This is a genomic window from Nocardiopsis baichengensis YIM 90130 (assembly GCF_000341205.1).
GTDB classification, from domain to species: domain Bacteria; phylum Actinomycetota; class Actinomycetes; order Streptosporangiales; family Streptosporangiaceae; genus Nocardiopsis_A; species Nocardiopsis_A halophila.
Map to the genome: position 1 here is coordinate 103995 of NZ_ANAS01000023.1, position 11827 is coordinate 115821.

General features: G+C 73.4%; 11 protein-coding genes. 7 read left to right on the plus strand and 4 right to left on the minus strand.

Features of this window, described 5'->3' with window-relative positions:
• Positions 1 to 410 precede the first annotated feature (410 nt).
• The 4 genes from C892_RS0119520 to C892_RS0119535 all read right to left on the minus strand — a co-directional run bounded on the left by C892_RS0119520 (position 411) and on the right by C892_RS0119535 (position 5238).
• The gene (locus C892_RS0119520; RefSeq protein WP_040685506.1) at positions 411 to 1541 is read right to left on the minus strand and encodes an L-cysteine desulfhydrase Cds1; all 1131 of its coding nucleotides are present in this window, start codon (positions 1539 to 1541) and stop codon (positions 411 to 413) included.
• Between the two features lie 118 nt (positions 1542 to 1659).
• The gene (locus tag C892_RS0119525) at positions 1660 to 1986 is read right to left on the minus strand and encodes a tetratricopeptide repeat protein (RefSeq protein WP_017539325.1); all 327 of its coding nucleotides are present in this window, start codon (positions 1984 to 1986) and stop codon (positions 1660 to 1662) included.
• Between the two features lie 187 nt (positions 1987 to 2173).
• Positions 2174 to 2677, minus strand: a complete 504-nt coding sequence (locus C892_RS0119530) for a beta-class carbonic anhydrase (RefSeq protein WP_017558542.1) — start codon at positions 2675 to 2677, stop codon at positions 2174 to 2176.
• Between the two features lie 68 nt (positions 2678 to 2745).
• Positions 2746 to 5238 (minus strand): DNA gyrase/topoisomerase IV subunit A, encoded by a 2493-nt coding sequence (locus C892_RS0119535; protein ID WP_017539327.1) that lies wholly within the window; start codon positions 5236 to 5238, stop codon positions 2746 to 2748.
• Between the two features lie 469 nt (positions 5239 to 5707).
• Here C892_RS0119535 and mbhE point away from each other — a divergent pair, with 469 nt between their 5' ends.
• Genes mbhE through mnhG form a run of 7 tightly spaced genes read left to right on the plus strand, consistent with a single transcriptional unit; the run spans position 5708 to position 11811 of the window.
• Positions 5708 to 8110: a hydrogen gas-evolving membrane-bound hydrogenase subunit E gene (gene mbhE / locus C892_RS0119540; RefSeq protein ID WP_017558543.1), complete on the plus strand. Its 2403-nt coding sequence runs from the start codon at positions 5708 to 5710 to the stop codon at positions 8108 to 8110.
• On the plus strand, positions 8107 to 8688 hold the full coding sequence (locus C892_RS0119545; RefSeq protein ID WP_017539329.1) for an MnhB domain-containing protein: 582 nt from the start codon (positions 8107 to 8109) through the stop codon (positions 8686 to 8688). Before mbhE ends, C892_RS0119545 begins: the two co-directional genes overlap by 4 nt.
• Positions 8685 to 9062 carry a sodium:proton antiporter gene (locus C892_RS0119550; protein WP_017539330.1) on the plus strand — a complete coding sequence of 126 codons (378 nt, stop codon included), beginning with the start codon at positions 8685 to 8687 and terminating at the stop codon, positions 9060 to 9062. The genes C892_RS0119545 and C892_RS0119550 overlap by 4 nt, the downstream gene beginning before the upstream one ends.
• Positions 9059 to 10579: a Na+/H+ antiporter subunit D gene (locus tag C892_RS0119555; protein WP_017539331.1), complete on the plus strand. Its 1521-nt coding sequence runs from the start codon at positions 9059 to 9061 to the stop codon at positions 10577 to 10579. Before C892_RS0119550 ends, C892_RS0119555 begins: the two co-directional genes overlap by 4 nt.
• Positions 10576 to 11166, plus strand: a complete 591-nt coding sequence (locus C892_RS0119560; RefSeq protein WP_017558544.1) for a Na+/H+ antiporter subunit E — start codon at positions 10576 to 10578, stop codon at positions 11164 to 11166. Before C892_RS0119555 ends, C892_RS0119560 begins: the two co-directional genes overlap by 4 nt.
• A complete protein-coding gene (locus C892_RS0119565) occupies positions 11163 to 11441 on the plus strand; it encodes an MrpF/PhaF family protein (RefSeq protein ID WP_017539333.1) in 279 nt (92 codons plus the stop codon). The genes C892_RS0119560 and C892_RS0119565 overlap by 4 nt, the downstream gene beginning before the upstream one ends.
• Positions 11428 to 11811, plus strand: a complete 384-nt coding sequence (mnhG, locus tag C892_RS0119570; RefSeq protein ID WP_017539334.1) for a monovalent cation/H(+) antiporter subunit G — start codon at positions 11428 to 11430, stop codon at positions 11809 to 11811. The genes C892_RS0119565 and mnhG overlap by 14 nt, the downstream gene beginning before the upstream one ends.
• The last annotated feature ends 16 nt before the right edge of the window (positions 11812 to 11827 follow it).

Consider the following 11827-nt stretch of genomic DNA (forward strand, 5'->3'; position numbering starts at 1 on the left):
GTGCGCGGGGCCGCGCCGGCGGGCGCCCGGCGGCCCGGGCCCGTCGGCGCTCAGGGACGGTCGTGGGTCGTGTCCGCTGGGGTGGCGGAATTCTCCGGGCTCCGGCCGCCCCCCCCGGGGGCACTGCCCGCCGCCCGCATCGACACCCTTGTCGATCTCGGGGAAGTCGGGGTGATACCGGCGAGTATTACCCCGGCATTCCCGAGATCAACGGCAAGAAGGAGGGGGCGCGTACCCGGGGCGGGGCCGCCGATCGCGCCGCAGCGGTCGCACCGCTCAGAAGGACGCGGCCGAAGGTTCCACCACGCCGGCGGACACGACCCGGTCGAGTGGCCGGACGTGCACGCCTGTGCACGCTGCGCCCGGCCGGTAGGCGCGTTCCCCCGCGACCACCGCCGCCCCGACGGCCGTTACGCCTCGGGCGGCTCCCAGTCACCCGTCTCCAGGAAGCGCTCGATGGCGGCGGTGTAGGGCTTGAGGTCCATGCCCCGGTCCTCCACCCACGCGTCGTCGTAGTAGCTGTGCCGGTAGCGCTCGCCGCCGTCGCAGATCAGGGTGACGACGCTGCCACGGGTGCCCTCGCGCAGCATCCGTGCGATCAGGTGCCACACGCCCCACATGTTGGTGCCGGTGGATCCGCCCGCGCACAGCCCGGTCACCCGGTCCAGGTGCCGCATGGCCGCGATGCTCGCCGCGTCGGGCACCGGCACCATCACGTCGATCACGTCCGGCACGAAGCTGGGCTCCATCCGGGGCCGCCCGATCCCCTCGATGCGCGAGGGCATGCCGGTGGCGTAGTCGGCGGCGCCGGTGGTCCAGCCGGGGAAGAACGCCGAGTTCTCCGGGTCCACCACGGCCAGCCGGGTGTGGTGGCGCCGGTAGCGCAGGTAGCGGCCGATGGTGGCCGAGGTGCCGCCGGTCCCGGCGCCCACCACGATCCACTGCGGGACGGGGTGGCGCTCCATGGACAGCTGCTCGAAGATCGACTCGGCGATGTTGTTGTTGCCGCGCCAGTCGGTGGCCCGCTCGGCGTAGGTGAACTGGTCCATGTAGTGCCCGCCGGACTCGGCGGCCAGCCGCTCGGCCTCGGTGTACATGTCCGGCGGCCGGTCCACGTAGTGGCAGCGCCCGCCGTAGCGCTCGATCAGGGCGATCTTCTCCGGGCTGGTGGAGCGCGGCACCACCGTCACGAAGTCCACCCCGATGAGCCGGGCGAAGTAGGCCTCGGAGACGGCGGTCGACCCCGAGCTGGCCTCGACCACCGTGGTGCCCTCGCGGATCCAGCCGTTGGCCAGCCCGTACAGGAACAGGGACCGCGCGAGCCGGTGCTTGAGGCTGCCGGTGGGGTGCACCGACTCGTCCTTGAGGTAGAGGTCGATGCCCCAGGACTCGGGGAGCGGAAAGGCGTGCAGGTGGGTGTCGGCCGAGCGGTTGGCGTCGGCGACGACCCTGCGCACCGCCTCGTCGACCCAGCCCCGCGTGCGCGCGCACGACCGGTCCACGGGCCCGTTGCCGGGCGCGGATGCAGAGGAACCGTCCATGCGGGCAGCCTAGCGCCGAGCGGCCCCGGGCGCCCCTGCCGCCCCGGGCGCGGAAAGAGGGACGGCCCCCTGCGGCGGGGGCCGTCCCTTCGCTCCGGGCCGCGGGCGCGGCCTCCGGTCAGTCCAGCGAGCCGCCGGACATCGCGGCGTTGATCCTGCGGTGGGTGGCCGCCTCGTCGGTGCGGCTCTGGCGCTCCAGGGACCGGGCCAGGGCGAGGTGGGCCCAGCTGTCGCACGGGTCGAGCTCGACGATGCGGCGGAAGGTCCGTTCGGCCTTGGTGAGCTGGGCGGAGTGGAAATACGCGCGGCCGAGGAGCTCCAGAACCGAGCGGCTCTCCGGTTCCTCCTCGGCGAGCGGGGCCAGGACCCGGGCAGCGGCGATCGGGTCGCCCATCTCGAAGTAGAAACGGCCGACGGTGAAGGTCTCGTAGGTGGAACCCTGCATCAGCGCACCTCTCGTAGGGAGTCCGCCGTCGGGCGTCACAACCGTGGCGGGAGGCGCCGTATTCCCAGGTGCCGCCGGGGGAGCGGGGCGCCGGAGCAGACGGGCCGCGCCCGGCGGGCGAGAGCGTGTGCTGGAGCGACCGCTCCGTCCACCGGAACGCGCAGCCGATCGGCCGACCGGCGCCCGCTCAGGCGTCGACCAGCTCGATCCTGCCGGTGTCCACGTCGTACAGTGCCCCGGCGACCGGGAGGTCCTTGGGCAGGAGCGGGTGGTGGCGGACGCGCTCGAGGTCGTGCTTGAGCGCCCCCATCTGGTCGTTGTCGGTGTGGAACTCGAGGCTCCGAGTGTCCACTCCGTACTGCTCCTTGATCAGGTCGTGCACCTCGTCGTCACCGGAGACCGAGGCCATCTTGCACTTGGTGTGCGGAAGCACCAGCACCCGTTCCACCCCCAGCAGGTAGACCGCCAGCACCAGGGTGCGCAGCGTGTCATCGGTGACCCGGGCGCCGGCATTGCGCAGGATCTTGGCGTCGCCGGGCCCCAGTCCCAGCATGTCCAGCGGTTCGATGCGCGAGTCCATACAGGTCACCAGCGCAAGGCCGCGTGCCGCCACCGGCTGCAGCCCGGCAAGGCCGAACTCCCGGGCGTAGGCGTCGTTGGCCCCGATCACGTCGTCGAAGGCATTGCTCATCGCGGACTCCTCCCGTGTCCCGTGGATGCGCGCCCGGCCGTCCCTCGCGGCCGGGCGCCCGGAGCGCCTCACTCGGCGGGGCGCTCCAGAAAACCGGTGTCGTGCTGTCCGCTGCCCACCGTCGCGATCGCGCGCATGATCGGCTCGCCCGAGCCGTCCCGGCGCTGGTCCATGTCGGGCAGGCGGACCGGGCCCCCGTCGGCCCGCGAGGCCCGGGCCGGCGCGCGGCCGATCCAGGCGAACACCAGGGCGTCCTCGCCCTTGAGGAAGCGGTGGCAGCGTACTCCGCCGGTGGCCCGCCCCTTGACGGGGTAGGCCTCGAACGGTGTCACCTTGGCCGATCCGCCCTCGGCGGGCACCAGCGCGCCGTCGCCGGCGGCAGCGGCCACGGTCACCACCACGGTGTCCTCGGGCAGGGCGACCGCGCCGAACCACAGCACGCGCGCCCCCTCGGCGAGCTTGACGCCCGCCACCCCGCCGGCCGCCCGCCCCTGCTCGCGCACGGAGGAGGCGGGGAAGCGCAGCAGCTGCCCGGTGGAGGTGACGAAGGCCAGGTCCTCCTCGCCGGTGGCCAGCTGCACCGCGCCGGCCACCCGGTCGCCGTCCTTGAGGGCGACCACCTCGAAGTCGTCCTTGTTGGCGGGGAAGTCCCGTGCCACGCGCTTGACCACGCCCTGCTCGGTGCCCAGGGCCAGGCCGGGGCCGTCCCCGTCCATACAGGCCAGGGCGACCACCCGCTCGTCCGGCTCCAGGGAGACGAACTCCTGCACCGGCAGGCCCGAGGCCAGCGGCGGCGCCTCGTCCCCGGCGTCGGGGAGTTCGGGCACCTCCACCACCGGCAGCCGGATCGCCCGGCCCAGGTCGGTGACGAGCCCGATGTCGCCGCGCAGCCGGGCGGGAACCGCGCAGGCCACCGCGTCGTGCCGGGCGCGCAGGCCGTCGTAGACCCGCGGCACCGCCGCGCCCTTGCTGCGGCCGAGCATCCCGTCGGCGCCCAGCAGCACGGCGCAGGGGGCGTCGTCCACCTCCAGCGGGACCGAGGAGGTGCGGGCGGCGCCGTCGCTCTCCAGCAGCACCGTGCGGCGGGGCGCGCCGTACTGCTTGGCGACCTCGGCCAGCTCCTTGGAGACCGCCTTGCGCAGCTTGGCGTCGGACTCCAGGATCGCGGTCAGCTCGTCGATCTCCTTCTTGAGCTGCTCGCTCTCCTTCTCCAGCTCCAGCCGGTCGAACTTGGTCAGGCGGCGCAGCGGGGTGTCGAGGATGTAGCGGGCCTGGGTCTCGGACAGGCCGTAGGCGTCCATCAGGCGGGTGCGCGCGTCCGCGGTGTCGTCCGAGGCGCGGATGAGCGCGATGACCTCGTCGATGTTGAGCAGCGCGATGAGCAGGCCGTCGATCAGGTGGAGCCGCTCGCGGCGCTTGGCGCGCCGGTGCTCGCTGCGCCGCCGCACCACCTCGAGGCGGTGGTCGACGAAGACCTGGAGCAGGTCGCGCAGGCCCAGGGTGCGCGGTTCGCCGTCGACCAGCGCCACGTTGTTGATGCCGAACGACTCCTCCATGGGGGTGAGCCGGTACAGCTCGGCCAGCACGCCCTCGGGGTTGAAGCCGTTCTTGAGCTCGATGACCAGTCGCAGGCCCTGGTTGCGGTCGGTCAGGTCCTTCAGGTCGGCGATGCCCTGGAGCTTCTTGGTCTGCACCAGCTCCTTGATGCGGGCCACGACCTTCTCCGGCCCGACGCTGTAGGGCAGCTCGGTGACGACCAGGCCCATGCGCCGGGGGGAGACCTTCTCGATGGAGACGGTGGCCCGGGTGCGGAAGGTGCCGCGGCCCTTGGCGTAGGCGTCGCGGATCCCGTCCAGGCCCACGATGGTGCCGCCGGTGGGCAGGTCCGGCCCGGGGACGAGCTCCATGAGCTCCTCCAGCGGGGCGTCCGGCTTGGCGAGCAGGTGCCGCGCGGCGGCGACGACCTCGCCCAGGTTGTGCGGGGCCATGTTGGTGGCCATGCCCACGGCGATCCCCGAGGCGCCGTTCACCAGGAGGTTGGGGAAGGCGGCGGGCAGGACCTCCGGCTCGTTCTCCTGGCCGTCGTAGTTGGGGCGGAAGTCGACGACGTCCTCGTCGATGGAGGTGACCATCATCTCCGCGGCCCGGTCCATGCGCGCCTCGGTGTAGCGCATGGCGGCCGGGGCGTCGTCGCCGCCGAGCGAGCCGAAGTTGCCGTGCCCGTCGACCAGCGGCACGCGCATGGCGAAGGCCTGGCTCATCCGCACCATCGCGTCGTAGATCGCCGCGTCGCCGTGCGGGTGCAGGCGCCCCATGACCTCGCCCACCACGCGGGCGCACTTGACGTGGCCGCGGTCGGGGCGCAGCCCCATCTCGCTCATCTGGTAGAGGATCCGCCGCTGCACCGGCTTGAGCCCGTCGCGGGCGTCGGGCAGGGCGCGCTGGTAGATCACCGAGTATGCGTATTCGAGGAAGCTGCCGCGCATCTCCTCGGAGACGTCGATGTCGATGATCTTCTCGGCGAGCTCCTCGGGCGGAGACGGAGTGCTTGAACGGGCCATGCCGCCAATTCTGGCCCGACCCGGGGACCTTCGCGAACCGGGGCGCACGGACGGGCCCCTCCGGTGGGGCGCAGATCACCGTTAGGGTTCCGTTAACGCCGTGCTGCGATGGGCGGAGGCGCTCGGAGGAGCGGTCGAGCGGGGCTACGTTGCGTGACGTGGTCCGGGCGCGGCCGGGCGCCGCCCCCGGGTCGGGTGATGCCCGTTCCGTTTGGTGAGATCTCCCACGTGCGATCCGGGAATGCGAGCGGGGGCGCGCGGGGGCCGACGGGGGAATGCGCTGGTGGCGACCCGAAAACACGGAACGTGATCATTTCGCATTACGGAAAAGCGCGGGCGAATGTTACACGCCCTCGTGTGGGAGTCAAGCCGTACGGGGGCGCCGCCGCTAACCTTGTATCCCCCGCACCGCCCCGCCGGGCCCGCCCGTGCCCGGTGCCGCCCGACCCCGCCGCCGACAACGAGGTCCATGCTGCTGCCGCTGATCATCGCCCTGCACGCCGCCGTCGCGGTCGTGCTGCCCCCGCTCGCCCGGGCCGCCGGGGCGCGCGCCTTCCTCGCCGCCAGCGTCCCGCTCGCGCTGGCCGCCGCCTGGGCCCTGGCCCAGGCCCCCGCCGTGCTCGCGGGGGACGCGGCCCAGGCGCGCCTGGCCTGGGTGCCCGCCCTCGGGATCGACCTGGACTTCCGCCTCGACGCCCTGTCCCTGGCCATGGTGCTGCTGGTCAGCGGGGTAGGGGCGGCCATCTTCTGGTACAGCGCCGGCTACTTCCGCGCGGGCGAGCGCGGCCTGGGGCGGCTCGCCGCCGTCATGACGCTGTTCGCCGGCGCCATGCTCGGCGTGGTCACCGCCGACAACCTGTTCGCGCTCTACGTCTTCTGGGAGCTGACCTCGGTCACCTCCTTCCTGCTCGTCGGGCACGACGACCGCAAGGAGGGCGCGCGCCGCGCCGCCCTGCAGGCCCTGATCACCACCGCCGGCCTCGGTCTGCCGATGCTCATCGGGTTCGTCCTGCTGGGGCAGGCCGGCGGCACCTACCGGATCTCGGCCCTGGTGGAGTCGCCGCCGGACGGTCCCCTGGTGCCGCTGGCGCTGGTGCTCGTCCTGGCCGGGGCCTTCGCCAAGTCCGCGCAGGCGCCCCTGCACTACTGGCTGCCCGGGGCGATGGTGGCGCCCACCCCCGTGAGCGCCTACCTGCACGCCGCCGCCATGGTGAAGGGGGGCGTCTACCTGGTGGCCCGCCTGGCCCCCGGGTTCGCCGACACCGACCCCTGGCGCGCGCTCGTGCTGGTGTTCGGCCTGGCCACCATGGTCCTGGGCGGCTGGCGGGCGCTGCGCCAGGACGACCTGAAACTGCTCCTGGCCTACGGGACCGTCAGCCAGCTCGGCTTCCTGATGCTGCTCGGCGGCATGGGCGCGCACACCGCCGCCATCGCCGCCGCCGGTGCGCTGCTGGCCCACGGCCTCTTCAAGTCCTGCCTGTTCCTGACGGTCGGCGTGATCGACCACCAGACGGGCACCCGCAGCATCGGCGCCCTGACCGGGCTCCGCCGCCGCATGCCCGTGCTGGCCGTCGCGGCCGGGGCGGCCGCCGCCTCCATGGCGGGCCTGCCCCCGCTGCTGGGCTTCGTGGCCAAGGAGGCCGCGCTGGAGGCGTTCCTGCCCGGCCACACCGCCGAGCTGCCGCCGGCCGCGGCCGCGGCCATGCTCGCCGGGATCGTCCTGGCCTCGGTGCTGACCTTCGGCTACAGCGCGCGCTTCTGGTGGGGGGCGTTCGCGGTCAAGCCCGGCGTGGCCGAGCCGCACTTCCACCGCCCCACGGCGGCCTTCCTCGCCGCCCCGGTCGGCCTCGGAGCGCTCAGCCTCGTCTTCGGGCTGCTCCCCGGGGCCCTCGACCCGATCGCGCAGGCCTACGCCGCGGCCTACCCCGACCACGGCGCCCCGTACCACCTGGCGCTCTGGCACGGAATCGGCCCGCCCCTGCTGCTGACCGGGCTGGTGATCGCCGCCGGATACGCGCTGTTCCACTGGCGCGCGGCGGTGGAGGGCGCCCAGGCGCGGCTGCCGCGCGGCCCCAACGCCGAGATCGGCTACCACCTGTTCGTGCACGGGGTGTACGCCGTCGCGCTCAGCATCACCCGGCGCCTTCAGACCGGTTCGCTGCCCGCCTACCTCGGCATCATCCTGGCGACCCTGCTGGCCCTGCCCGGTGCGCGCCTGGCCTGGGCGCTGGGGACCGGTGAGGCCGCGCTCCCGGCCGGCGAGAACCTGCGGTTGTGGGACAGCCCCCTGGAGCCGCTCCTGGCCCTGGTCATGGCGGTCACCGCGATCGCCGCGCTGCGCGAGCACCGCCGGTTCGCCGCGCTGATCCTGCTCAGCGCCACCGGGTTCGCCATCGCCGGGCTGTTCGTCCTGCACGGCGCCCCGGACCTGGCCCTGACGCTGGTGCTGGTGGAGACGCTGACCACGGTCATCCTGGTCTTCGTGCTGCGGCGGCTGCCCGCGACGTTCTCGGTGCGCCCGCCCGGCTGGCCCAAGCGCCTGATGGTGCTGCTCTCCGGCGCCGCCGGGACGTTCGTGGCGCTGGCCCTGTGGCTGGCCACCTCGGCCCGCACCGCGTCCCCGGTCGGGGCCGACTACGCCGGGCGGGCCGACGAGGCCGGCGGCCACAACCTGGTCAACACGATCCTGGCCGACTTCCGGGCGCTGGACACCTTCGGCGAGGTGGTGGTGCTGGCCACCGCCGCCGTCGCGGTGGCGTCCCTGGTGCTGCTCAACCGGCGCGACCGGGTCGTCGACGAGCCCGCGGCCGAGGCCCCCGAGGCGGTGCCCGGGGTGCCCGGCCCGGATGCCGAGGAGGGGAGCGCCCGATGAGCGAGGTGTCCACCGGGGCGGGGACGCCCCCCGAGGGCTGGGAGGCGCCCCGCGAGCGCTGGCTCAGCACCGTCGTCAGCCCGGCCTTCGGACCCCGGTCGGTGCTGCTGGAGGTGGCCGTCCGGCTGCTGGTCCCCTCGGTGCTGGTCTTCTCGGTGTTCCTGCTGGTCTCCGGGCACGACCGGCCCGGCGGCGGGTTCGCCGGCGGGCTGGTGGCCAGCATGGCGTTCGTGCTGCGCTACATCGCCGGGGGCCGCCACGAGCTGGCCGCCGGCATGCCGCTCAAGCCCAACACCCTGCTGGCGCTGGGCCTGCTGCTGTCCGGGGTGACCGCGGGGCTTCCGCTGTTCGGCGGCGGAGAGCTGCTGGAGGTCTTCAAGGCCAAGGCCGACCTGCCGGTGTTCGGCGAGGTCACGTTCGCCAGCTACCTCGTGTTCGAATCCGGGGTGTTCCTCATCGTGGTCGGACTCGTGCTGTCGGTCGTGGCCGCGCTGGGAGCGCGCATGGAGGCCGAGGAGGAGGAAGCGCGCGCGGGGCGGCGGCGCCGGCGCGCACGCAACAAGGGAGGTGCGCAGTGACGCCGGCGCCGAGTCTCGTCCTGATCCTGGCCGTGGGCGTCCTCTACTCCTGCGGCTTCTACCTGCTGCTCCAGCGCTCCCTGATGCGCGTCGTCTTCGGGATCCTGCTGCTGGGCCACGCGGCCAACCTGTCGCTCATGCTCACCGACCGGGCCATCACCCTGCCCCCGCTGCTCCCGGGCGAGGCCTCGCAGATGAGCGACCCCCTGCCCCAGGCGATGGCGCTGACCGCCATCGTCATCACCTTCGGCGTGACCACGTTCCTGCTCGCGCTGGCCTACCGGGTGTGGCTGGGCGACGGCGACGACGAGGTCCCCGACGACCTTGAGGACCGCCGCATCAGCCGTCTTGAGGAACCGGAGGAGTCGGCATGACCACACTCCTCGCCGTCCCCTTCCTCGTCCCCGTCCTGGGCGCCGCGGCGGCGCTGCTGCTGCGCTCCTACCGCCGCGGCCAGCAGGCCGTTTCGGTCGTGACGCTGCTCCTGGTGGTGCTGGCCGCCGCCGAGCTGGTGCGGAGCACCGCCGACGGGACGGTGCTCACCTCCCAGGCGGGCGGGTGGGAGGCCCCCATCGGCATCACCGTCGTCGCCGACCCGCTGACCGCGCTGCTGCTGCTGGTCTCCTCGGTCGTCCTGCTGGTCGTGCTCCTGTACGCGATCGGCCAGGACACCGCGGGCCTGAGCCGGGCCACACCGGCGGTCTTCCACCCCATCTACCTGGTTCTGACCGCCGGGGTGTGCCTGAGCTTCCTGGCCGGGGACCTGTTCAACCTCTTCGTCGGCTTCGAGATCATGCTGACCGCCAGCTACGCGCTGATCACCCAGGCGCCCACGCGCGCGCGGGTGCGGGCCAGCATGATCTACACCGTGGTCAGCCTGACCTCCTCGATCCTGTTCCTGACCGGGATCGCGCTGGTCTACGGCGCCACCGGCACGGTGAACATGGCCGACATCGCGCTGCGCCTCGACACCGCGCCGGAGCCGCTGCGCATGGTGCTGGCGCTGATGTTCCTGGTGGTGTTCGGGATCAAGGCGGCCATCGTGCCGATGCACTTCTGGCTGCCCGACAGCTACCCGGTCGCCCTGACCCGCATCTCGGCGATCTTCGCCGCGCTGCTGACCAAGGTGGCCGTCTACGCCGTCATCCGCACCCAGACGCTGCTCTTCGCCCGGGACGACACCTCGGCGGTGATCATGTGGCTGGCGATCGCCACCATGGTCGTGGGCATCCTCGGCGCCCTGGTGCAGGACGACGTCAACCGGATCATGTCCTTCGCGCTGGTCAGCCACATCGGCTTCATGCTCTTCGGGCTGGCGCTGGGCAGCGCGGCCGGGCTGGCCGGGGTCATCGTCTACCTGGTCCACCACATCGTCGTGCAGGCCAGCCTGTTCCTGGTCAACGGGCTCATCCGGCAGTACGTGGGGCACACCTCGCTGCGCGCGCTGCGCGGGCTGACCGCGATCTCGCCCATGCTGGCGCTGCTGTTCTTCCTTCCGGCGATGAGCCTGGCGGGGCTGCCGCCGATGTCGGGCTTCGTGGCCAAGGTGGCGCTCTTCCAGGCCGGGGCCGAGGCCGGGGGGTGGCTCGCCTGGACGGGGGTCGCCGCCGGCGTGGCCACCAGCCTGCTCACCCTCATGGCGATCTTCCGGGTGTGGGTGCGCGCCTTCTGGGGCGTCCCGCTGCCCGACGTGGTCGAGGCCGGGGAGCGGCTCCGGGGCCGCCGCTCCGGGGGCGCCCTGCTGATGGCGGGGGCCACCGGCGCGATGGTGGCCCTCGGGCTGGTCCTGGCCGCGCTGTCCGGGCCGCTCACCGACCTGGCCTTCACCGCCGCGCGCGACCTGCTCGGCGGCGGGGCCTACCTGCAGGCCGTCCTGGGAGGTGCGTCGTGAACGCCGTGAACGGTGCCGGGGTGCGCCTGCTGGGGCGCCTGCCGATGGTGCTGTGGCTGACCGTCATGTGGGCGGTGCTGTGGGGCGACGCGAGCCCCGGCACCCTCATCGCCGGGTTCGCCGTGGGGGCGGGCTGCTACGCCGCCGCCCGGCTCCCGCACCTGCCGGTGCGGCTGCGGTTCCGCCCCCTGTGGGCGGCCCGGCTGGCCGTGCGCATCCTCTGGGACCTGCTGGCCTCCAGCGTCCAGATGGCCTACTTCACCTTCGACCGCCCGCACCGGGTGCGCGGCGCGATCGTCGCGGTGCCCCTGCGCACCGACTCCGACCTGCTCATGGCCATGGTCAGCGGAGGCCTGTCGCTGGTCACCGGCAGCCAGACCATCGAACTCGACCGGGAGGGCGGCGTGATCTACGTGCACGGCATCCCCATCCGCGGAGAGGGCGACGTGCCGAGGCTGCGCCGCGACGTGCGGCGCATCGAGGAGCTCTTCGTGCGCGCCTTCGGCTCGACGGCGGACATCGCCGACTTCGAGGCCACCGAGCACGCGATGCACGCGGCCCGCGCCGCGGGGAGGGAGGAGCGGTGAACGCCTTGGACTACTCCTTCGCGGCGACGGCGGTGATGCTCGGGGCCTCGGTCCTGCTGGCCGTCTACCGGCTGGTGCGCGGCCCGTCGGTGCTGGACCGGGTCGTGGGGCTGAGCACCGTGTCGGTGCTGCTGGTGAGCTTCATCGCGCTGCAGGTCGCGGTGCGCGGGGACTCCTCCTACGTGGGGGTGATGGTGACCATCGCCCTGCTGGGGTTCGTGGCCACCCTGACCGCCGCGCGCTTCGCCGAGAGGAGGGCCCATGACCGCGACTGACTGGGCCACCGCGGTCCTGCTGCCCCTCGGGGCGCTGTTCGCGCTGACCGGCACGATCGGCATGGTGCGCTTCCCGACCCTGCTCGGGCGCATGCACGCCTCCACCAAGCCCGACACCGTGGCGCTGCTGCTGATCCTGGCCGGGGCCGCCTTCCGGCTGCCTGACCTGCGCACCGCGCTCCCGCTGGCGCTGGTGGCGGTGTTCCAGTTCATGACGATGCCGGTGCTGGCCCAGACCCTGGGGCGGGTGTCCTACACCCGCGGCATGGTGGTCGCCGAGCACCTGGTCACCGACGAGCTGGAGGACGCGCTGGAGAAGCGCCGGGCCGAGTCGGGGCGGACCGGGACCGGGCCCGGCGAGCGGGACTGACAGGCGGGGCCGGCGG